Origin of the sequence: Kitasatospora paranensis, from assembly GCF_039544005.1 — a bacterium.
Classification (GTDB): domain Bacteria; phylum Actinomycetota; class Actinomycetes; order Streptomycetales; family Streptomycetaceae; genus Kitasatospora; species Kitasatospora paranensis.
Window position 1 is genome coordinate 2,852,402 of sequence record NZ_BAABKV010000001.1, and the last position, 20,769, is coordinate 2,873,170.

Here is a 20,769-nt window from a genome sequence, read left to right on the forward strand (position 1 = left end):
GGCCGGGCGGGCACGCGGCGGGCGGTCAGGACAGCCCGGCGCCCTCCTGCATCGCCGCCTGCTCGATCTCCCGGATCTCCCGGCGGTGGACGGTGTCCTGCCGACGGGTCACCACGGCCGCCGCGGCGACGGCGCCGGCCCCGAAGACCAGCAGGTCCAGCCACGGCCGCTCCAGCACATGGCCCAGGGCGGCGTCGAGCGAGTACCGGCCGGCGCCCGAGATGCCGAGCGCCAGCCCGCAGGTGCCGAGCAGCGCCGGGTACTCGAAGCCGCCGCCCACCGCGAAGAACCCGGCCGGGGAGTGCACGGCGATCGCACCCGCCATCGTGCCGGCCACGATCGAGCCCGCCGCCGGGGTGGCCAGGCCCAGGACCAGCATCGCGCCGCCCCCGCCTCGCCCAGCCCCGAGGCGATCGCACTGGGCCGACCGGGCTCGAAGCCCATGTGTTCCATGGCCTGCGCGGTGCCCTCCAGGCCGCCACCGCCGAACCACCCGAACAGCTTCTGCGCCCCGTGCGCGAAGAGCACACCGCCGACGGCGGCGCGCAGGACGAACAGGCCGAGGTCCTTGCGGTGCAGACTGGTCATGACGATCCCCTGGGTCGGTGGCGGCACGTCCCCTCCATCCCAGCCCACCCGCCGCGGCCCATCGACCCGGGACCGCCATCCGGGCGAACGCGAAGGAGGGCCATGCCGACGAGCGAGCGACCGCGGTACGACCTCGACGGATCCGCCGTCACCGACGAGCCGTCGTTCTGGGCCGAGCTGGGCAGCGCCGTCCGCGCACCCGACGGCTACTACGGCAGCAACCTGGACGCGCTCGCCGACTGTCTGCGCGGCGGGTTCGGGCCCGAACCCCCGTTCACCCTGGTCTGGCACGCCTCGGCGCTCGCCGCCGAGCGACTGGACCGCCGGATCCTGATCGACGGCCGCGAGGGCAGCTACTTCGAGGCGGTGCTGGAGGTGCTCCACCGGGGCGGGGTGGCCGTGCGGCTGCGCTGATCGGGCCCGGTAACGTGCCTGACGCACCGTTACGCACCCGATACGGGCCGGCCAGAACCGGCCCGCCGACTGCCTGCGTGATCACGTGCGACCCCTCTTCACGACGCGAACCGCAGGAGTACCCATGAAGCAGCGCCCGGCCACCGCGGTCCGAGCGGCGGCGGCCGTCACGGCCGCCCTGACGCTCACCCTCGGGGCCGTCGGCTGCAGCAGCAGCGGCACGGCGGCCGCGGGCGCCCCGGCCGCCTCGCCCACGGTGGCCGGGGCCGCGGCCCCGGGCGCGGGCACCGCGTCGGCCTCCGCCGCCGGTCGCTCGGACTCCGCCGCGACGGCCGGGGCGTCCGCCACGGCGACCGGCCCCGACCGCTGCCACGCCTCGGAGCTGAAGGCCGACGTCCAGCTCCAGGGCACGCCCGGCTCGGCCATGGTGATGCTCACCAACAAGGGCGACCGCACCTGCACGGTCAAGGGCTACCTCGGGTACGGCGGGTTGCTGGCCGACAACAGCCGGGTGGATGTCGCCACCGCCCGGGTGCCCAGGCCCGGCGCCCCGGTCACCGTCACCCTCAAGCCGGGCACCACGGCCTTCTCCGGGCTGAAGTGGACGCTCTGCGACAAGGCCGACGCCACCTGCCAGGTGCTGGCAGGCATCGTGGTGACCCCGCCGGACGAGACCACCCAGGTCACCGCCACGGTCTACGGCACGGACGCCAAGACCGTGCTGCAGCTGCCGGTCGCCAAGGCCGGCCTCACCGTGGGCACGCTCCAGCCCTCCTCGCAGGGCGTCGTGCTGGGCTGAGCCCGCGGCGGCGCCGCGCAGGGCCGGCCGGGAGGGTCAGAAGAACGTCCTCACCAGGTCGACCACGCGCGGCGCCGCGGCGTCGGCGTCGTCCAGCACCGGGATCAGGTTCCACCGGTCGAAGGCCGTGCAGGGGTGCGAGACGCCCAGTCGGACGACGTCGCCGACCTCGACCTCGGCGCCGCGCAGGTAGCCGTGCTGGTCGTTCATCGCGCCGAGCTCCGCGCCGGCGAGCGACTTCCCGCCGCGGACGAGCTGCGGGGTCGGCAGGCCCAGGTCGAAGGGCAGGTCACGCTTGCCGGCGTCCAGCAGCGCCAGGCCCGGCTCGGGCACCGACAGCACCCGTGACCAGCCGTGCAGGGCCGCCCGCAGCGGCTCGCCGGCGCCCCGCCGGCCGAACGGCGAGATGCCCCGGTAGAACCCGTCGTCGTGGGCCAGGTAGGCGCCAGCCCGGACGACCACCCGGGTGCGCCCGCCGGCCAGCGGCGCCAGCTCCTCCGCGACGGTGTCGAAGAACGCGCTGCCGCCCGCCGTCACCCACACCTCGTCGGCCCCGTCCAGCAGGCCCTCGCCGTCGAGCTGCCGGTACAGCTCGGCCAGACCGCGCAGGTAGCCGGCCACGGCGGCCACCGAGCCCGGCGAGGAGTCGGGGCCGACCGGCCCCTCGTAGCCGCTCACCCCGGACAGCCGCAGGCCGGGGGCCGCGTGCACCGCACGGGCCACCTCGACGGCCTCGGGCAGGGTGCGGCAGCCCGTCCGGCCCCCCGCCGCGCCGAGCTCCACGCACACGTCGACGGGGGCGGGCGCGCCGCGCAGCGCCTGCGACATGAGCTCCACCGTGCGCACCGAGTCGGCCCAGCAGGCGAAGCGGAAGGCCGGGTCGGCGGCCAGCTCGGCGGCCAGCCAGCGCAGCCCGGCCGGGTCCAGCAGCGTGTTGGCGAGGTGGATCCGGCCCAGCCCGAAGGCCCGGCCGACCCGGACCTGCGGCAGGTTGGCCAGGGTGATCGCGACGGCCCCGGCGTCCAGATGGCGCTGCCAGAGCGCCGGCGCCATGGAGGTCTTGCCGTGCGGGGCGAGGTCCACCCCGGCCTGCGCGCACCAGGCCGCCATCGTGCGCAGGTTGTGCTCCAGCGCCCCGGCGTCCAGGGTCAGCAGCGGGGTGCCGAGGCCGTCCAGCACCGGCCCGCCGGCCAGGTACTCGGCGACGGTGCTCCCCCAGGCCTCGGCCGGGACGGCCTTGAACCGGAAGTCCAGCCGCTCGTCCGCGAGTTCCGCCACCTTGGCCCGGTCGATGTCCGGCATCGCCTCAGCCCGCCCTTCCCGTCCGGCCCGCCACGGGGGCCGCTGTCGCTCGTACGGCAGCACCCTACGCCCGGTGGCGGGTGCGCTCGGCCTGCGGACCCGGCCCGGCTGGGAGAGCCTGGCATCCAGCGGGCGGCAGGTCGGAGGACGGGCGATGGGCGAGCTGAGCGACACCGGCGAGGACGGGGCGGGCGGCGGGGAGGCGGCCGGCGTGCCGCGCCTGGACTTCGGGACGGCCGACCGGGGCACCCCGTACGCGCGCTACGCCCGGCTGGCCGAGCTGCACCGCCTGCAGCAGCCGCGGAGCACCGTCGAGGCGGAGTACGCGTTCCTGGTGACCACCCAGGTGATGGAGCTGCTGTTCGACCTGCTCCACCACGAATGGCGGCTCGCCCAGCGGGCGCTGCGCGCGGACGACCTGACGGCGGCGCTGGCCGCGCTCGGCCGCGGCGCGCACGTGCAGGACGTGCTGACCGGTTCCTGGGATCTGCTGGCGACCCTGACCCCGGCCGAGTTCGGTGCCTTCCGGCCCGCCCTGGGCGAGGCGTCCGGCTTCCAGTCGGCGGCCTTCCTGCGGCTGGAGTTCCTGCTCGGCAACAAGAACGGCGCGCTGCTGCGGATGTACCGGGACGAGCCCGCCGGACACGCCGAGCTGACCGCGGCGCTGCACGCCCCGAGCCTGTACGACGACGCGCTGGCGCTGCTCGACCGGCGCGGGGTGCCGGTGCCGCACGCGGCGTCCACCGGGCGGCACCGTGCGGACCCGGCCGTGGTGGCCGCCTGGCGGCAGGTCTACACCGAGCCCGCGCACCACGACCTCGCCCGGCTGGGCGAGGCGCTGCTGGACACCGCGGAGCGGGTCACCCGGTGGCGGCAGCGGCACTACTCGGCGGTCAAGCGGGCGATGGGCCGGCGGCCCGGCACCGGCGGCTCAAGCGGGCTCGACTGGCTGCGGCGCTCCGCCGAGCAGGACGTCTTCCCCGAGCTGTGGGCGGTGCGCGACGAGCTCTGACGGCGCGCCGGTCAGCGCGGGTCGGCCGGGGTGAGGAAGGCGTTCGCCAGCACGTCCCAGGAGAGCGGCCGGCCCGGCGGGATCCGGGTCTCGTGGGCGACCTGCACGATCCGCACCGCGAGCCGGTGCACCACCAGCTCGTACTGGGAGCGGTGCCGGGCCGTCCGGGCCAGCGACAGCAGCCCCTCGCGCTGGTAGTCCGGGCCGAAGCTGCGGTGGTTGAAGCGCAGCCGGCCCGCCGCGGGAGGCAGCTCGGCCACCGGCACCGGCAGCCAGACCACCGGCACGATGCCGCTGGCCCGCTGCTCGGAGCCGTCACCGGCGCGCGGCGCCCGCCGGGCGAAGCCGTACCACTCCTTGCCGCAGCGCTCGGAGCCGAAGTAGCGCGGCGAGTACAGCGGGACGAAGACCCGGCAGGTGGCCAGTGCCTCGGTGATCTGCCAGCGGGACCAGCTGTCCAACTCGGGGCTGCGGTCCAGGAATCCGGGCGGGACGGCCGAGGGCAGGTCGGTGAGCTGCAGCACCTCCTCGCAGAGGTCCTGGTAGAGCCGGTCCACCGCCCGGTCGCCGGGCCCGTCCGGGTGGCTGAGGAAGAAGTAGGGTCTGGGGGCCTCCGGGCCGGACGGCTCGCGGCGGGCCGCCCCCGAATGCGTCGCGGGCCTCGATTCGACCGTGCCGTGGTGCAGTTGGGCGTTCCGTGCGAGGACCATCGGGCGGCCGTCGCTGGGCGGCCAGATCCGGGTGACCGGCGGCGCGGGCGGGGTGTTCTGCATCGCCAGCTCCAGGAGTTGGTGGACGGTCAGCCGCTCGGTGCCCTCCGGGTCGCCGGTGCGGATCGCGGTGGCCAGCCGGCCCGCCACCGAACGGTCCACCGGGTGGCGGAGATTGACCACCTGGTAGCTGCCGGGATCGACCGCCACCGGCCCGCCCGGCTCGGGCGGCACCCCGGTGCGCGCGCCGTCCAGGATCAGCAGCCGCCGCGCGGCCCGCCCGCCCGCGACCGTCTCCACCACGCCCTGCCAGTCCAGACCGGGGCGGTGCACCTGGCCCCAGCGGCCCGCGCCGACCGCCACCCCGAGCTCCTCGCCCGCCCCCAGCGGACCGCCGACGTGCACCACCAGGGTGTCCTCCGCCTCCTGCACGGCCCGCTGCAGCGCCCGCCGGAAACCGTCCGGGTCGTCCTCGCCGAGCCAGATGTGCCGCCGGTCCAGCCCCACCAGGGCCGGATCCACCAGGGCCTCCGCGAGCGCGGCGAGATCGCGCAGCGCGGTGTACTCCTGCTCCTCCAGCACCTCGCCCGGGGCACCGCGGGAGGTGGTCAGCAGCAGCACCGCCCGGGAGCGGTCCGGGTCTGGCAGCGCGGTGGCCTCCGGCGGCCCGGGGGGCGCCTCGACGGCGTCCGCGGCCGGATCCGCGAGCGGCTCGCCGGCGCCGTCCTCCACCCCGTCGTCCAGGCCGTGCTCGGGGACCGCCACCGTGAACACCGGCGCTCCGGCCACCCCGAGCAGCCGGGCCGCCTCCGGGCTCACCAGCGCGAACGGCCGGGGCTCCAGCAGCGTCACGGCGCCGCCGCGGGTGGTCTCCACCCACGCCGGGAAGGTGCCCGCGCCGGCCCGGCCCGGGTCGCCGATCCGGCCGCCCACCCGGATCAGCAGGTCCAGCGCGTGGTGCGCGGTCGACCGCGGCAGGGTGTGCAGCAGCAGCTCCCGCACCCCGGGGCGGAACGCGAAGTAGCCGGGGCGGCCCGGCCGTTCCCGCAGCAGGCCGCTGACCACGATCTCCGCGAGGTGCTGCGGCTGCGGCCGGGCCAGCCCGGCCTGCTGGAGCAGCCGCATCACCGGCAGTGCGGGCGTGGTCAGCGCGGTCATCCCGGCCAGCGTGAACGCCTCCCGCGAGGCCGTCGAGCGGAACCGCACCACCAGCTCCTCCGCGGACAGCTCCTCCGGGTCGGGCCCGGCCTCCGCGTACCGCGGCGGGCCGCCCGCGGCCGTGCCCAGCAGCAGCGCCGAACCGACCACCTGGCCACCGGTCGGACTGCCCACCAGCCGCGCCCAGTTGGCCAGCCACTCGGCGCCCGGCTCCAGCACCGGGACGACCGGCCCCGTCCGCCCCGGCGGCAGGTCCACGAACGGGGTGAACCCGTACGCGGCGTCCGGCGCGCCGGCCTCGGTGCTGGTGAACACGCCGGGCACCGCCGCGACCGGGGTCAGCGGCCAGAGCCGCTCCGGCAGCGGGTGGACGACCGCCACCGGCAGCCGGCGGGCCAGCGCGGCCAGTGTGCGGTGCCAGCGGTCCCCCGCCCGCCCGGCCCGCCACTGCGGGCCCATGCAGTCGCTGAGCACCAGGACGGCGGCCCGGGAGTCGGGGATCCCGCGGTGCGCGAGGCGGCCGTCCGCCCACAGCCGGCCCGCCGTCACCTGGCGGAAGGCGCCGGTCTGCTGGAACAGCGTCCGCAGTTCGCGGGCGAGCGGACGCCACAGCGCCATCGTCGGACCGCAGTCGAACACCAGGTGCAGGTCGAGCCAGCGTTCGCTGCTGGGCCGCAGCACCGGGAGCCAGTGCACCGGGCCCGGCCCGCGCAGCGCCTCGGCCAGCCGGTCCGCGGTGGCCTGCTCGTCCAGCAGCCGGTGGCGGGTGTCCGGGACGAGGCGTTTGAGCGGGCGCAGGGCGCGCTGCAGCGGCAGCGGGCGGGCCAGCATCGGCGCGTCGGGGGTGGCGGCGGGCGCCGCCGGGGCCAGCCGGCCGGCCGGACCGGCGGCGGACAGGTGCAGGGCAGTCCGGGGCCGGACACCGTCGAGCCCACCGTCCGGCTCCGCCCGGTGGTGGTGCCGGGCGGGCCCGGGCGGCCCGGGCGGCGGGCGCAGCGGCCGGGACTCGGGCGGGCCGGCGGTGTCCGGGCCGGCGCCGCCCTCGGTGGAGCGGGCGGCCAGCCAGAGCAGCTCCGCGAGTTCGACCGGGGTCCGCTCGGCGAGGCCGAGGTCGGCCAGCAGGGCGGTGAGCCGGTCGAGGGCGGCGGGCTCAGAAGACATCGTCGTCCTGGCCCCGGCTGAGGTAGGGCATGACCTGGGCGGCGAGCTGGGCGCGGTCGGCGGCGTCGCCGAGCTCGGGGCGGGAGGTGAGGTAGACGGCGTTGAGCAGCTGGTCGGTGGCGAGTTCGCCCTCCTCCCGGCGGGCGAGGAAGACCTCCAGGATCTCGCTGACCAGCCGGCGGTCGGACTCGGGCAGGTGGGAGTGGACGATGGACTCCAGCTCGGCGCCCTCGGGGCGGCGCAGCTCCAGCACCACGCAGCGGCGCAGGAACGCGGCCGGGAACTCCCGTTCGGCGTTGGAGGTGAGCACGGTGAACGGGAAGGCACGGCAGCGCACCCGGCCGCCGTGCACCGGGGCGCGGGTGGCGCCGTCGGCGGTGAGCACGTGCGCCTCGCGCTGCTGGGGGTGGCCCGGACGAGTTCGTCGATCTCGTACTGGCCCTCCTCCAGGATGTGCAGGAGGTCGTTGGGCAGGTCCAGGTCGCCCTTGTCGATCTCGTCGATGAGCAGCGCCCGGGGGCGTTCGTACGGCAGCAGCGCGGTGCCCAGCGGGCCGAGCCGCAGGTGCTCGTCGAGGGAGGCGTCCGGGGTCTCGGGGCCGGAGCGGTTGGCGGCGTACAGCCGGGACAGCGGGTCGTACTGGTAGAGGCCGTCGCGCAGGGTGGTGCGGCTGGTGATGTTCCAGCGCAGCACCGGCCCCAGGCCGAGCTCGTGGGCGACCGCGTACGGCAGGCTGGACTTGCCGCCGCCGGGTGGGCCGGTGACCAGCAGCGGCCGCCTCAGGTAGAGGGCCGCGTTGACCAGTTCGACGGTTTCGGGGGTCGGCCGGAAGGTGGCGGCGCGGTGCCGGGCCGGATCGGGCAGCGGGTCGGCGGGGCCGTCCGGACGGGCCAGCGGCGGGCCGCCGTCGAAGTCGCGCCAGGGCGGCGGGACGGGCAGTGCGGCGATGCCGTCGTGCGGCTCGGTGACGCCCCGGTAGATGCGCTTCAGCGGCATGCTCTCGTGCTCCTGCTCACTCGTCGGCTGCTCACTCGTCGGGGGCCGCCGGGTACGGCGGTGGACTGGTCGGTACGACGCGGTAGGGGCGGTACGGTCCGGGCAGCACCGACGGGTCCTCCCAGAGCAGCACCAGGCCCGCCGCCCAGTGCCCGGCCGGATCCGGCGCCTCCTCCGCCTCGTGCCGCAACTCCCTCACCCGACGCGGCAGATCGGCGGCCGCGACATCGGCGAGCTCCTCGGCCAGTCTGGCAAGGAATCGGTCGCTGCGGCAGATGGGATCACGCCCGTGGTCGCTGCCGCACGGGTGCTGCGCCCAGAGCACGGCGGGTGCGCCGGCGCGCAGCGCCGCGGCGAGCAACGGCTCGTACGGGGCGCCCCGGGGCGGGCCGGGCAGGGCCGGCAGCTCCGTCCGCTCGGGCGGCCGCAGCCGGTGGTAGAGCCGCTTGTCGTCGGGGAGTTCGGTGCAGCCCAGCAGGTACAGCCGGGTGCCGGGCCGGCTGCGCAGCTGCTCCCACTTCAGTTCGAGGTGGCGGCGGGCCGCGGGGTCGGCGCGGCGGTGGGCGTCGACGACGACGACCGCGTGGTCGGCGCCGAGCGGGCCGTAGTCGGTGCGCCTGCGGGTCCAGGTGTGCACGGGCTGGGTGAGCCAGCGCCGCGGCAGCGAGAAGATGACGAGTTCCGCACCGTCCGGCTCCAGCCGGCCGAGCTCGTGGTCGATCCGGTCGCGGACGGCGGTGGCGAGCCGCGGCCGGGGGACGGTGCGGGTCTCGGCCGCGCCGATCCGGCCGTCCCGGACGGCGGAGACAGCGACGTGGAACATCGCCGGTCCGGCCCCGCTCGGGGTGATCTCCACCAGGATCGGGCGCCAGCGCTCGCGGCGCCGCACCCCGCCGGGCGGGCGATCGCCGTGCCGCTCCAGCCACGCCAGCAGGCCGCGGCGGCACTCGCCGTCCGGAGCGGCCTCGGCGACCTGCCGGGCGAATGCCAGCACGGGGTGCGGACCGCGCGGCGGCCGGGGCACCTCGCAGAGCAGGTACCAGGCGGCGTCCCAGAGGGTGGCGGGGCGGATCGGCGGATCGGGGGCGCCGAGCGGTCCGACGGCGGCCCGGTAGAGCCCGAGCGGGTCCGCGGGCGGCGGGTCGGCGTCGAGCAGCAGCCGCAGCTCCCGGACGGCGTCGGCGCCCAGCGCGGCGCCGGGCAGCCGGTCGGCGAGCTGCGGGACGTAGCGCGCGGCCTCGGCGAGCGGCAGCATCTGCCCGAGCCGGACGGCGGGCCTGCCCCGCTCCTCGGGGCCGCGCGGCACGCCGAGGGTGTCGAGCGCGGCGGTGACCAGGCCGACCACCTCGCCGGTGCCCGCGATCACCACCGGGCCGCCGCTGAACCCCGGGGAGAGCGGCATGCCGGTGCCCTCGTGCTCCAGTTGCATCAGTTCGCCGGCGATCCGGAAGCCACCCCGGGTGAGCCGGATCTCGCTGCCCAGCCCGGCGTCGTGGCCGGCCGGGAAGCCGTACGCGACGAGGGCGGGCGCGGGCGGCCGGGCCCACTGGTGCAGGGCGGCGAAGGGCGCGGGGGCGGCCGTCCGGTCGGGGAGCGGCCGCTCCAGTTCGAGCAGGGCGACGTCCCCGGCGCCGCCGGGCAGCCGGGGCCAGGGGCCGCGCAGCACCACCCGCGCGGCGAGCGGGTCGAGGCCGGGGTGGGAGACCAGCTGCACCCGGGCGGTGTCGGCGCCGTGCACGACGTGGGCGCAGGTGAGCACCTCGCGGTCGGAGACGAGCACGCCGGCGCCGGTCAGCGGACCGGCCGGGCCGGCGGCGGCGATCCGTACCAGCCAGCGGACGTCGGGCATCGGCACGCCGGTCAGTGGCCCGCCGGGCCGCCGGAGGTGCCGGGCGACCAGGTGAGTTTGACGGTGAGGTGGGCGTCGGCGGCCGTCCTGGCGATGAGGGCGCCGGCCTCGGCGGAGAGTTTGACGCCGAACTCGATCTCCACCTCGTCTGGTTGCAGGCTGCCGCCGCGCAGGGCGGTGAGCGCCGACTCGGCGGCCGCGCGGACCCCGTCGAGCGCCTGCTCGAACGTCTCGGCGGCGCGGACGACGGCGTCGCCGCCCCGACCGACCGGCTGCATGCCGTACGGTGCGGCAGCCGAGCCGGTCGCGGCCCCCTCGACGCGCACCACCGCGCCGTCGGCCGTCAGGAACTCCACGTACTCCGACATGGGCACTCCCCACCGTGTCAAGCCGTACTGTCAGCCGAATTCCCACGGCGATGGTCGCACAGCGCGGGCGTCGGCGCAGCGGTTCCGGCCGGGTTCACCGCACCAATCTACAAGGAACATGACAACGCATCAGGTCAGCCCCCCGCCGCTCCCCCGCGGCCGGAAGCCGACCCGGCGGGCCCGGGGGCGGCCGGTGCGCACCGTAGGGTGGACCCCGGTGATCACGGCCGCGACGGCCGTGGCGGAACGGGCGGACGGGGCGGGCGGGATGGGGAGCGGGACGGCGCGGACGGCGGAGCCACTGGCGGTGGTCGCGGACAGCGCGGCGGTGCTGGCCCTGCCCGGACTCGGCGAGGAACTGCTCACCGCGGTCGAACGCGAACGGGCCGCCCGCTTCCGCCGGGAGCGCAACCGGCTGGACTTCGTGGCCGCGCACCTGCTCGTCCGGCTGTGCGCGGCCCGGCTGCTGGGCATCCCGGCCGCGGCGGCGACCCTGGTGCAGCACTGCCCGGACTGCGACCTCGACGGCCACGGCGTGCCCGCGCTGGCCGGCCGGCCCGAGGTGCGGCTGAGCATGTCCCACACCGAGGGCGTGGTCGCCGCCGCGGCCGGGCCGGTGCCGGTCGGCGTGGACGTCGAGCTGCTGCAGACCCGCGGCTCGCTCGGCGACATGCACCAGCGGGTACTGACCGACGCCGAGTCCGCGGCAGTGGCCGCACACACCGATCCGGCCGGTGCCTTCCTGCGGCAGTGGGTCCGCAAGGAGGCCATCATCAAGATCGGCCGGGCCACCCTGGACACCCTGCGCGAGGTGGACCTCTCCGCGCTCCCGCTGGACGAACCGGGCCCGGAGCCCGCCCGGCACCGCCACGGCGACCTGCACCTGGTCGACCTCGCCGACCGGCGCCGCGGCGTCCTGGCCGCCGTGGTCTCCACCGCGGACGTCCGGATCGGCACCGCGGACGTCCCGTTCGCGGACCTCGGGTAGCACCGGGCACCGGGCCTCCGGGGGCCCCGTAAGGGGGTGTTAGCGTGCTGCGAGCCGCGCGGGCACCCTGCGCCGGCCCCACCCCGCACTCCCCGCCGCGAAGGACGACTCCCCCATGGCCAAGTTCCTGCTGAGCCTGCACGTGCTGGTCTCGGTGCTGTTCATCGGCCCGGTGGCGGTGGCGGTCAGCATGTACCCGCGCCGGGCGGCGGCGGCGCTGGCCGCGGGCCCCGAGCAGGTCACGGCGGCGGCGTCCGTCCGGCTGCTGAACCGGATCACCCGGCTCTACGCGGTGCTCGGCATCGCCGTCCCGGTGCTGGGCATCGGCACCGCTCAGGTGATGGGCATCATGGGCCAGACCTGGCTGATCGTCTCGCTGGTGCTGACCGCGCTCGCCGCGGGCACCCTGCTCGTCCTGGTGGTGCCCGCGCAGCAGGCCGTGGTCGACACCCTCGACCTGGAGGACGGCCGGGAGATCGCCGGTGTGGTGCGCGGCGACGAGCGGGAGCGGGCCGTCCGCGGCCTGAAGCTGCTGCCGATGACGGCGGGCGTCTTCAACCTGCTGTGGGCGGTCGTCGTGGTGATGATGGTCATCCGGCCGGGCTCGACGACGGGGGCGTGACCTCGACCCGGCCGACCCCCGGATCTCCAGGCTTTCGAGCAGTTGTCTGGTCGCCTCGGCCACCGCGGCGACCGCCTGCTCGAAGGCCTCCCGGTTGTGGGCCGCGGGCGCACGGAAGCCGGACACCTTGCGGACGTACTGCAGGGCCGCGGCATGGACGTCGTCCGTGGTGACCTCCGGCATCTCCGGAGGCCTGAGCGTCTTGATGGATCGGCACATGCCCCCAGTCTGCCGCGCCGGTACGACAGGCGGGCCGACCGCCGGGGCGTTCGACGGCCGTGCGCCCCGCGGCAGGGCGTTCAGCGGCGGTGCGGCCCGCCCGGCAGCACGCCGGCCCGCTTGACCGCACGGGCCACGATCGCGGTCTCGGCGCGGTCCACCCCCAGCGGCCCGAGGGTCTCCGTCACGAACCGGTAGAGGCCGGCGTGGTCCGGGCAGAAGACGGCGGCCATCAGGTTGGACCGGCCGCTCGTCGCGAGGACGCCGTGCACCTGCGGGTGGCCGGCCAGCGCATCGCCGACCTCGGCGAGCCGGCCCGGCGGCACGTCCAGCCACAGGTTGGCGTCGACCGCCATGCCGAGCAGCCGCGGGTCGATCGTGGCGTGGGTGCGCAGCAGGCCGCCGGCCGCGAGCCGGTCGAGGCGGCGGCGGACGGTCGACTCGGGGATGCCGGTGGCGGCGGCCAGCGCGGCGTGCGGGCGGCGGGCGTCCCGGCCGAGCAGGTCGAGCAGCCGCCGGTCGAGGTCGTCCCGTCCGGGCGGTGCGGTGGTCGGCGGCGCCGGGGCCAGGGCGGCGGCCTCCTCGTCCGTGAGGTGCCCGGAGCGCCACCGCCCGGCGTCCGCGAACAGGTGCAGCGCGGCGTGCACGTCGGTCTCCAGGACGGCGCCGGTGGCCGGCAGCAGGCCGTACAGCAGGTGGTCGCGGGCCTCGGCGTCGGTCAGCACCACCGCACCGACCTCCTGCCCGCCGAGCATCACGTCGACGAACGGCACGTCGGGGCGGGCGGCCAGCGCGTGCGCGACGGCGTCCGTCCTGCCGCGCAGCACCCGGACGCGCAGCAGCAGGGCGCCGACCGCACGGTCCCGGACGTCTGGCATGAGCACGACCTGCACGGTGCCGCTGCCCAGCAGCCGCCCCAGCCGCCGGGTCACCGTCCGGGCGGAGACGCCGAGCACCTCCGCGATCCGGCCGGTCCCGGCGCGGCCGTCGACCTGGAGGGCGCAGACCAGCCGGCGGTCCAGGGTGTCGAGCAGGGTGGCGGGATCCGCCGTACTGGTGTCCATGGATGTCCGATTCCCGCAGTTCTGCCGTCGGACACGACCCGGCCCGCCGCCGTCACGGTACCTGTTGTCCATCGACGAGAGGAGCCATCCGATGCAGGACTTGGGGACGACGGTGGACGGCATGGCCGCGGCGGTCCGCGCCGTCGGCGCGCACCTGGCCGCGGTGCAGCGCCCGGAGCCGGTACCGGCGACGACCGCTGCGCAGGCGCTCGCCGCCTTCCGCGCGGTGGACGGGCCGGCCGCGGCCATGCTGCGCGAACGGCTGGGCGCCCTGCGGCCGTCGGCCGGCTGGTGGGAGGACGAGCTGACCGGCGAGGTGCCCGCCGACGGCGAGTGGTGGGTCTGCGACGCCACCGACGGCGCCGTGCAGTACCTCCACGGGCTGCCGCACTGGGCGGTCACCGCGACCCTGGTACGGGACGGCGAGGCCCGGGCCGCGGTGGTGCACGCGCCGCGGTCCGGCGCGACGTACACCGCGGCGCGCGGCGGCGGTGCGCGACTGGACGGACGGCCGATCGCGCCCGTGCCACGCGGCCTGGAGGTCGCGCTGGCCGCCACCGCGCATCCGCCGCTGGTCGGCGGGAACGACATCGCCCGGCGCCGCGCGGGCGCATCGATGACCGCCCTGCTCGGGCGGGTGCTCGCGGTGCGCAACCTGGGGCCGACCGCCCTCCAGGTGGCCCGGGTCGGCTCCGGGCACCTGGGCCTGTTCTGGGAGTACGGCAGTGACGCCGGCAACCTGCTGCCCGGCGCGCTGATCGCCGCCGAGGCCGGTGCCGTGGTCACCGACGCGGCGGGCCGGCCGTGGTCTCCCGCCGCCGACAGCTTCCTGGCCGCGGCCCCGGGCCCGCACGCGGAGGCGGTCGCCGCGCTGGCCGTCGTCGACTGACACCCGCGCCCGCCGCGGGGCGGGCCGCGGCCGACGGACTACGCCTCCGGGCCGGGCGGGGCGGCAGCGTCCTCGGACTCCGCGGTGTCCTCGGCGTCCGCCGCCTCCTCGGGCTCCGCGGCCCCTTCGGGCTCCGCAGGGTCCTCGGGCGGCTCCGGGACGGGGCCGACCAGGGTGCGGGTGAGGGGTGTGCGGGCCAGGGTGACGGCGCCGGCCGCGACCAGGCCGATCCCGAGCAGCTCGGGGACGAGCCACCAGCCGGTGCGCAGCTCCTCCCGGTACAGCGCCACGCCCAGGGTGAGGCTGACCGCCGCGTCGCCGAGGGTGAGCGCCGGCTGCGAGGCCACCAGGGGGCCGCCCTGCAGGGCGTTCTCCAGCAGGAACAGGGAGGCCACCCCGACCGCGGCGAAGGCGTAGGTCTGCCAGGTGGTGAGGAACGCACCGAGGCCGTGGTCGGCGAGGGTGCGGGTGGCGGTCTTCATCAGGGCGGCGGTCAGCGCGTAGCCGACCGCCGCCGCGGCACCCAGGCACCAGGCCCGGACCCGGCCGATCGGGCGGCGCACCGCCACCGCGCAGAGCAGCACGATCACGGCGCCGCAGCCGGCGAGCGCCGGGATCCAGCGGCCGATCGCCACGTGCGGCTCGCCGGCCGAGGGCGCGGCGGCCCCCAGGGCGAGGCCGAGGCCGAGCACCACGCAGCCGATCGCGGCCCAGCCGCGCGAGGGCAGCCCGCGCCGCAGCACGAGCGAGCCGACCAGCAGGGCGAACGGCAGCTCCAGCACGAACAGCGGCTGCACGACGGACAGCTTGCCGCCGGCGAGCGCCGCGGCCTGGAACACCGCGGCGGCGATCACCGCCAGGATGCCGGCCAGCCAGATCCGGCGCCGCAGCAGGTCCACCAGCAGCCCCGGGCGCAGGCCGGTGGAGGCGGGCACGGTCAGCGCGGCACGGCGCTGCAGCACGGTGGCGACCGCGTTGCTGAACGCGGCGCACAGCGCCAGCAGGACGGGGAGCACGGTACGGGGATCCCTTCGCCGGTCGGGGCCCGGCGCGCACCGGGGACGAACCCCGGCGCCAGTGTCACCCGGCCGCTGCCGGAGCCCCGAACAGGCGCGCCGCGTTGCCCCAGCAGACCGCCCGCAGCCAGTCGTCGCCGAGGCCGAGGCCGGCCAGCGCGTGCAGGGCGGTGGCGTACGGGTACGGGATGTTCGGGAAGTCGGTGCCGAGCAGGACGCGGTCCCCGAGGTCGCGCAGCCGCGGCAGCTCGGCGGCCGGGAAGGGTGCCAGGCGCTCGGTGAAGTCGGTGAACACCATGGTGGTGTCCAGGAGGACCCGGGGGTACCGCTCGGCGAGGTCGAGGAAGTCGGTGTACTCGGGCAGGCCCATGTGGGCGACGACCAGCCGCAGCCCGGGGTGCCGGGCGAGGACGCCACCGATCGGGCCGGGGCCGGTGTGCTTGCCGGGTGCCGGCCCCGACCCGCAGTGCACCACCACCGGGGTGCCGCGCTCCGCGAGCAGCCCCCACACGCCGTCCAGCAGCGGGTCGGCCGGGTCGTAACCGCCCACCTGCACGTGGGCCTTGAAGACCCGGGCGCCCCGGTCGAGGGCGTCCGCCACGTACTGCCGGGCGCCCGGTTCGGGGAAGAAGGTCGCGGTGTGCAGGCAGTCCGGGGTGCGCACGGCGAAGTCCGCGGCCCACGAGTTCAGCCAGGCGGCCATCGCCGGCTTGTGCGGGTAGAGCATCGCGGTGAACGCCCGCACGCCGAACTCTCGCAGGGTGTCGACGCGTTGCTGCTCCGCGTGCCGATAGGCGATCGGCCAGGGCCGCCCGGTGAGCGGCCCGACGGCGTCGAAATACGCCCAGACCTTCGCCAGGACCCGCTCCGGCATGAAGTGCGTGTGCACGTCGATCAGTCCGGGCAGCCCCAACCCCTGCCAGAACTCGCGGACTTCCGCGGTCTCGGTCATCGGCGGACGGCCCGGTCGAGGACGGCCGCGGTGTCCACGCCGGGCGGCAGGGTGCCGAACGCGGCGCCGTGGTCACCGCCGAGCCGGGATGCGCAGAAGGCGTCGGCCACCGCCGGGTCGCCGTGCCGGACGAGCAGGGCGCCCTGGAAGGCCAGGGCCATCTGCTCGACCAGCCGCCGGGTGCGGTACTCCAGCTCGGTGAGGTCGCCGAGTTGCTTGCGCAGCGCCGCTGTTGCGGCGTCGAGGCGACGGTCGGCGCCGGCCGCGGCGTCGAGTTCGGCGAGCAGCGCCTCGACGGTGGCGGGGTGCCGGGCCATGGCGCGCAGCGCGTCCAGGGCGGCGACGTTGCCGGAGCCCTCCCAGATCGAGACCAGCGGGGCCTCCCGGTAGAGCCGGGGCATGCCGGACTCCTCGACGTAGCCGTTGCCGCCCAGGCACTCCATGGCCTCCGCGGCGTGCGCCGGACCGCGCTTGCACACCCAGTACTTGGAGACGGCGAGGCCGAGGCGGCGGAGCATGGCCTCCTGCTCGTCACCGGCGAGGGCGGCGTCGGTGGCGGCGGCGAGCCGCATCGCCACGGTGGTGGCGGCCTCGGACTCGACGACGAGGTCGGCGAGGACGTTGCGCATCAGCGGCCGGTCGACCAGGGCCGCGCCGAACGCCCGCCGGTGGGTGGCGTGGTGGAGGGCGCGGACGGTGCCGTACCGCATGCCGGAGGCGGCTCCGATCGTGCAGTCCAGGCGGGTCATGTTGACCATCTCGATGATGGTCGGGACGCCGCGGCCCTCCTCGCCGACCAGCCAGCCGGTGGCGCCGTCGTACTCGATCTCGGCGGAGGCGTTGGACTTGTTGCCGAGCTTGTCCTTGAGCCGCTGGAGGAGCAGCCGGTTGCGGCTGCCGTCCGGCAGCACCCGGGGCAGCACGAAGCAGCTGAGGCCGCCGGGTGCCTGGGCGAGGGTGAGGAAGAGGTCCGACATGGGCGCGGAGGTGAACCACTTGTGACCGGTGAGCCGGTAGGTGCCGTCGGCCTGCGGCACGGCCGCGGTGGTGTTGGCGCGGACGTCGGAGCCGCCCTGCTTCTCGGTCATCGACATGCCGGCGATCAGCCCGCGCTTGGCCTGCGGCTCGCGCAGCCCGAAGTCGTACTCCCGTGCGGCGAGCAGGGGTTCGTAGACCTCGGCGAGGGCGGGGGTGGCGCGCAGGGCGGGGACGGCGGCGTAGGTCATCGAGATCGGGCAGGTGTGGCCGGCCTCGACCTGGCCCCAGACGTAGAACTTGGCGGCGCGGGCGGTGTGCGCGCCGGGCCGCTCGTCCTGCCACGGTGCGGCGTGCAGGCCGTGGCCGACGGCGGTGCGCATCAGGTCGTGCCAGTGCGGGTGGAACTCGACCTCGTCGATGCGGTGGCCGTAGCGGTCGTGGGTGCGCAGGACCGGCGGGTTCTCGTTGGCGAGCCGGCCCCAGGTGTCGGCCTGCTCGGAGCCGGCGAGGCGGCCGAGCGTGTGCAGTTCGTCCTCGGCCCAGCCGGCGCCGGCCCGGTGCAGGGCCTCCAGCAGGGCCGGGTCCGCGGCGACGTCGTGGCCGTACGGGTCGGGGACCTGGTTGGTGACCTCATGCGTGGGCGGCATGCCGTGCTCCTCGGGCGGGGTCTGCGGGGCGGGCGTCGGTGTCGTCCTCGCCGGTGTCGTGCAGGTCGGCGTCGTCCTGGTCGGTGTCGTCCTCGGCGGGGCCGCCGAGCGCGCGCAGGGCGAAGGCGGTGAGGGCGGGGATCAGGTCGTCGGCGGGCTCGCCGGCGGCGAGCGGGCCGACCAGGGCCTCGCCGACGGCGCCGACGAGGGCGGCGGCGGTGAGCAGGGCGGGCTGGTCGGGGAGGCGGCCGTCGGCGATCGCGTCGGCGATCTGGGCCGCGATCAGGTCGCGGAAGGCCTGCCGGAACACCAGCCGCTCGGCGTCGACCACGGGGTCGGCGGGCTCGGCGAGCAACGCGTAGGCGAGCCGGGGGCCTTGAGGGCGCGGGCGGCGAAGGTCTCCACCACCGCGGCGACCCGGCGCTGCGGGGTGGACTCGCGGGCGACCGCCTCGGTGACGGCGGCGACCTCGCGGGAGACCACGGTGCGGAACAGTTCGACGGCGAGTTCGGACTTGCCGGAGAAGTGCCGGTACATCGAGCCGGTGGCGATCCCGGCCCGCTCGGCAACGGCGGCCATCGAGCAGCCCGCGTAGCCGCGTTCGGCGAGCAGCGCGACGGCCGCCTGGAGCACGGCGGCACGCTGGGCGTCCAGCCGCGCCTGGACGGCGGGGGTGCGTCGGTAGGCCATACCAAGCATTGAAGCACCGATTCACTTCTTGGGGAAGGACTGCCGAGGGCATCCGGGAACGGCCGAGGGAACCCGGGAACGGCCGAGGGCCACCCGCCGGCGGCGGGTGGCCCTCGCGAGGGGGCGGGCAGCGGCCGGAGGCCTACGGCTTCGGCAGGGTGCAGCCGGCCAGGGTCAGGTCCAGCCTGTTGCCGGCGGCGAAGCAGGCCGGGATCCCGTAGGTCTCCTCGGCGTAGTTGATGCCCTTGCGGACGGTCACGGCGCCGTTCGCGTCGACCTCGCAGGGGTTGTTCTCCGTGCAGGTCTCGCCGTCCTCGTTGCCGGTGTTGTTCACGGCGGCGACCAGACCGGTGGCGGTGTCGATCACCGGGGAGCCGGAGGTGCCGCCGATGGTGTTGCAGGCGGAGGTGTAGCGGACGGAGTCCTTCCACGTCCAGCCGCCCTCCTTGAGCCGGTAGACGAAGCCGTCGACGCTGCAGGAGTACGTCCGCTTCCAGTACCCGGAGACCACCTTGATCGATGCGCCGGCCGTCGGGTGACTCGCGGATATCGTCAACGGGCTTATGCCGTAACGGGACTTGATCGAGGCATAGGTGGTGTTCAACTGGTAGAGCGTCACATCGGTGTCGGTCATCGTGCTGTACACCACCTTCGTGGCGCGCAGCGTGCCGAGGCCGGAGCCGGTCGAGCTCAGCAGGGTGAAGCTCCGGCTGGAGGACTGGTTGACGATCACCCGGCCGGGGTCGGGCATGCCGGTCTCCAGGCAGTGGCCGTTGGTGAGCACCAGCGCCGGGTCGGTGGTCGCCGATCCGGGCATCCGGACGACCGATCCGGAGCAGTTGCTGAGCGCCACCGTGCCGGCATAGCTGACGGTGACGGCGGCCGGCGCCCGGGTCGCGGCGGCGGCGGGTGCGGCTCCGGTCAGGGCGGTGGCCCCGGCGAGCAGCAGGGCAGCGGACGCGCCGATGAGCGGCTTCTTCATGAGAGGGCCTCTCGGTGTGTGGGGGTCCCCTAAAATTGGCGTGTCCATGACGCAGTGTCAATACACCTGCGTGAATTGCCGGTTGCCGCAACCTCCGCCGGCCGCCGGCCGGCACGCCGGGCTCAGCCCTCCGGCCAGTGCCGCCGACCGACGCCGATCAGGCGCAACTGGGTGCGGGCGGTCTCGGCGATCCGCCGCTCTCCGCCGGGGCCTGCTTCCAGGAACTCGGCCGCGGTGGCCACCATGTGCTCGACGTAGAGCCGGGCCAGCATCCTCAGGTCCCCGGCGGACCAGCCGGCCGAGACCGACTGCGCGCCGAGGCCGGCGGCCACCTCGTCGGTGAAGCCGCGCAGTTCCCCGGCGATCGCCTCGCGCACCGCGCGGACACCGCCGTGCCGCTCCCGGACCAGGAAGCGCATGTGCGCCGGATTCTCCCGGACGTGGTCGGCGATCAGCTCGACCGTCCGGTCGATCAGCCGGTCCGAGTCGTCGCCCTGCTCGGCCAGGACGGACCTGATCATCGCGTGGACGCTGGCGAGGGACTCCTCGACCAGGACGACGGCGAGTTCGGAGAGGTCGGGGAAGTGCCGGTAGAAGCCCGCCGGCGAGAGCCCGGCCGCCCGGGTCACCTCGCGCACACCCAGGCCGCTGAGGTTCTGGTGCTCCAGCAGGCCGAGAGCGGCGTCGAGGAGGGCACGGCGGCTCTGCTGCTTCTGGACCTGGCGGACCCCGGGGGTGTGACTCACATCATTCAGTAAACAACTGTTTGCCGACTTTGGGAAGCGTAGGATGAGCAAGTCAGCGAACAGTCGTACACCGAACTGGCCGCCGCACCAGCTGCCGACCAGGAAAGGACGTCACCGTGAGCCTCCTGATCATCGTCGTCGCGATGGGCCTCCTCGCCGGAGCCGCCATCCACACCTCGCTGCCGGTCTTCCTCGCCGCGGCCGCCGGGATCGCGCTCTGGCTCGCCGCCTTCGGCGCCCGCGAGCGCCTCGCCCGCGCCCGACGGCACTGACGGCACCGGCCGCCGCCTCCCCTTCCGGCACCACGACCTCCCACCGGAGTCCTGCCATGGCACAGCTCACCCGGCCCGACACCCGCTCCCGCACCGCCGACGGCGACCAGATGGCCGTCGCCTCGTTCGTCCTCGGCCTGCTCGGCCTGCTGATCTTCAACCTGGTGCTCGGCCCGGGGGCGATCCTGCTCGGCGCGGCCGCGCTCCTGCGCCGCACCGGCCGGCGCGGCCGGGCCCTGCTGGGCATCGCCCTCGGCGTCGCCGACCTCGTCGTCCTCGCCGTCGTCACTGCCGGCAGCCACGGCACCATCTGGCAGCTCGGCACCTGACCCGCCGTCGCGCGGGCC

The 20,769-nt window shown here is 76.1% G+C and carries 20 protein-coding genes and 3 pseudogenes; 8 read left to right on the forward strand and 15 right to left on the reverse strand.

Annotated features, from left to right (window positions below; translation table 11 throughout):
* Positions 1-25 precede the first annotated feature (25 nt).
* A pseudogene (locus ABEB13_RS13965) lies at positions 26-588 on the reverse strand (DoxX family protein).
* Between the two features lie 102 nt (positions 589-690).
* On the opposite strand from ABEB13_RS13965, the gene ABEB13_RS13970 reads away from it, so the two are divergent.
* Positions 691-1,002 carry a barstar family protein gene (locus ABEB13_RS13970; RefSeq protein ID WP_345705785.1) on the forward strand — a complete coding sequence of 104 codons (312 nt, stop codon included), beginning with the start codon at positions 691-693 and terminating at the stop codon, positions 1,000-1,002.
* 124 nt (positions 1,003-1,126) lie between these two features.
* Positions 1,127-1,801 carry a DUF4232 domain-containing protein gene (locus tag ABEB13_RS13975; RefSeq protein ID WP_345705786.1) on the forward strand — a complete coding sequence of 225 codons (675 nt, stop codon included), beginning with the start codon at positions 1,127-1,129 and terminating at the stop codon, positions 1,799-1,801.
* Between the two features lie 36 nt (positions 1,802-1,837).
* Here ABEB13_RS13975 and ABEB13_RS13980 read toward each other — a convergent pair whose 3' ends face one another.
* Entirely contained in the window at positions 1,838-3,103 is a 1,266-nt protein-coding gene (locus ABEB13_RS13980; protein ID WP_345705787.1) for an alanine racemase, read from the reverse strand.
* Positions 3,104-3,176: 73 nt separating this feature from the next.
* Between ABEB13_RS13980 and ABEB13_RS13985 the strand changes: the two genes are divergently transcribed.
* The gene (locus ABEB13_RS13985) at positions 3,177-4,115 is read left to right on the forward strand and encodes a tryptophan 2,3-dioxygenase (protein WP_345705788.1); all 939 of its coding nucleotides are present in this window, start codon (positions 3,177-3,179) and stop codon (positions 4,113-4,115) included.
* Positions 4,116-4,126: 11 nt separating this feature from the next.
* On the opposite strand, the gene ABEB13_RS13990 is transcribed toward ABEB13_RS13985, so the two are convergent.
* The 4 genes and pseudogenes from ABEB13_RS13990 to ABEB13_RS14005 form a co-directional block, all read right to left on the reverse strand.
* The gene (locus ABEB13_RS13990; protein WP_345705789.1) at positions 4,127-7,144 is read right to left on the reverse strand and encodes a TIR-like protein FxsC; all 3,018 of its coding nucleotides are present in this window, start codon (positions 7,142-7,144) and stop codon (positions 4,127-4,129) included.
* A pseudogene (locus ABEB13_RS13995) lies at positions 7,134-8,140 on the reverse strand (AAA family ATPase). The gene ABEB13_RS13990 and the pseudogene ABEB13_RS13995 overlap by 11 nt, the downstream one beginning before the upstream one ends.
* Before the next feature lie 31 nt (positions 8,141-8,171).
* Positions 8,172-9,989 carry a VMAP-C domain-containing protein gene (locus ABEB13_RS14000; RefSeq protein WP_345709665.1) on the reverse strand — a complete coding sequence of 606 codons (1,818 nt, stop codon included), beginning with the start codon at positions 9,987-9,989 and terminating at the stop codon, positions 8,172-8,174.
* An 11-nt stretch (positions 9,990-10,000) separates the two neighbouring features.
* Positions 10,001-10,357 carry a CU044_2847 family protein gene (locus ABEB13_RS14005; RefSeq protein WP_345705790.1) on the reverse strand — a complete coding sequence of 119 codons (357 nt, stop codon included), beginning with the start codon at positions 10,355-10,357 and terminating at the stop codon, positions 10,001-10,003.
* A gap of 217 nt (positions 10,358-10,574) precedes the next feature.
* Between ABEB13_RS14005 and ABEB13_RS14010 the strand changes: the two genes are divergently transcribed.
* Together ABEB13_RS14010 and ABEB13_RS14015 are read left to right on the forward strand one after the other, a co-directional pair.
* The gene (locus tag ABEB13_RS14010) at positions 10,575-11,345 is read left to right on the forward strand and encodes a 4'-phosphopantetheinyl transferase family protein (RefSeq protein WP_345705791.1); all 771 of its coding nucleotides are present in this window, start codon (positions 10,575-10,577) and stop codon (positions 11,343-11,345) included.
* A gap of 115 nt (positions 11,346-11,460) precedes the next feature.
* The gene (locus ABEB13_RS14015) at positions 11,461-11,967 is read left to right on the forward strand and encodes a hypothetical protein (RefSeq protein ID WP_345705792.1); all 507 of its coding nucleotides are present in this window, start codon (positions 11,461-11,463) and stop codon (positions 11,965-11,967) included.
* Here the strand turns inward: ABEB13_RS14015 and ABEB13_RS14020 are convergent.
* Positions 11,968-12,186 (reverse strand): annotated as a pseudogene (locus ABEB13_RS14020) (DUF2277 domain-containing protein); the annotation flags it as partial.
* Between the two features lie 80 nt (positions 12,187-12,266).
* Positions 12,267-13,250: an Lrp/AsnC family transcriptional regulator gene (locus ABEB13_RS14025; protein ID WP_345705793.1), complete on the reverse strand. Its 984-nt coding sequence runs from the start codon at positions 13,248-13,250 to the stop codon at positions 12,267-12,269.
* Positions 13,251-13,341: 91 nt separating this feature from the next.
* Here ABEB13_RS14025 and ABEB13_RS14030 point away from each other — a divergent pair, with 91 nt between their 5' ends.
* Positions 13,342-14,139 (forward strand): inositol monophosphatase family protein, encoded by a 798-nt coding sequence (locus ABEB13_RS14030; RefSeq protein WP_345705794.1) that lies wholly within the window; start codon positions 13,342-13,344, stop codon positions 14,137-14,139.
* A gap of 38 nt (positions 14,140-14,177) precedes the next feature.
* On the opposite strand, the gene ABEB13_RS14035 is transcribed toward ABEB13_RS14030, so the two are convergent.
* The 7 genes from ABEB13_RS14035 to ABEB13_RS14060 form a co-directional block, all read right to left on the reverse strand.
* Entirely contained in the window at positions 14,178-15,155 is a 978-nt protein-coding gene (locus ABEB13_RS14035; protein WP_345705795.1) for a DMT family transporter, read from the reverse strand.
* Between the two features lie 64 nt (positions 15,156-15,219).
* Positions 15,220-16,107 (reverse strand): amidohydrolase family protein, encoded by an 888-nt coding sequence (locus tag ABEB13_RS14040; protein ID WP_345705796.1) that lies wholly within the window; start codon positions 16,105-16,107, stop codon positions 15,220-15,222.
* Positions 16,104-17,732 (reverse strand): acyl-CoA dehydrogenase family protein, encoded by a 1,629-nt coding sequence (locus ABEB13_RS14045; RefSeq protein WP_345705797.1) that lies wholly within the window; start codon positions 17,730-17,732, stop codon positions 16,104-16,106. Before ABEB13_RS14045 ends, ABEB13_RS14040 begins: the two co-directional genes overlap by 4 nt.
* Positions 17,716-18,063: a hypothetical protein gene (locus tag ABEB13_RS40545; RefSeq protein WP_425559878.1), complete on the reverse strand. Its 348-nt coding sequence runs from the start codon at positions 18,061-18,063 to the stop codon at positions 17,716-17,718. The genes ABEB13_RS14045 and ABEB13_RS40545 overlap by 17 nt, the downstream gene beginning before the upstream one ends.
* Positions 18,015-18,422, reverse strand: coding sequence for a TetR/AcrR family transcriptional regulator (locus ABEB13_RS14050; RefSeq protein ID WP_425559879.1), 408 nt, complete (start codon positions 18,420-18,422; stop codon positions 18,015-18,017). The genes ABEB13_RS40545 and ABEB13_RS14050 overlap by 49 nt, the downstream gene beginning before the upstream one ends.
* A 142-nt stretch (positions 18,423-18,564) precedes the next feature.
* Positions 18,565-19,404, reverse strand: coding sequence for a S1 family peptidase (locus ABEB13_RS14055; protein ID WP_345705798.1), 840 nt, complete (start codon positions 19,402-19,404; stop codon positions 18,565-18,567).
* 122 nt (positions 19,405-19,526) lie between these two features.
* Positions 19,527-20,150, reverse strand: coding sequence for a TetR family transcriptional regulator (locus ABEB13_RS14060; RefSeq protein ID WP_345705799.1), 624 nt, complete (start codon positions 20,148-20,150; stop codon positions 19,527-19,529).
* Positions 20,151-20,266: 116 nt separating this feature from the next.
* On the opposite strand from ABEB13_RS14060, the gene ABEB13_RS14065 reads away from it, so the two are divergent.
* A complete protein-coding gene (locus tag ABEB13_RS14065) occupies positions 20,267-20,422 on the forward strand; it encodes a hypothetical protein (RefSeq protein WP_345705800.1) in 156 nt (51 codons plus the stop codon).
* A 56-nt stretch (positions 20,423-20,478) separates the two neighbouring features.
* A complete protein-coding gene (locus ABEB13_RS14070) occupies positions 20,479-20,751 on the forward strand; it encodes a DUF4190 domain-containing protein (RefSeq protein ID WP_345705801.1) in 273 nt (90 codons plus the stop codon).
* The last annotated feature ends 18 nt before the right edge of the window (positions 20,752-20,769 follow it).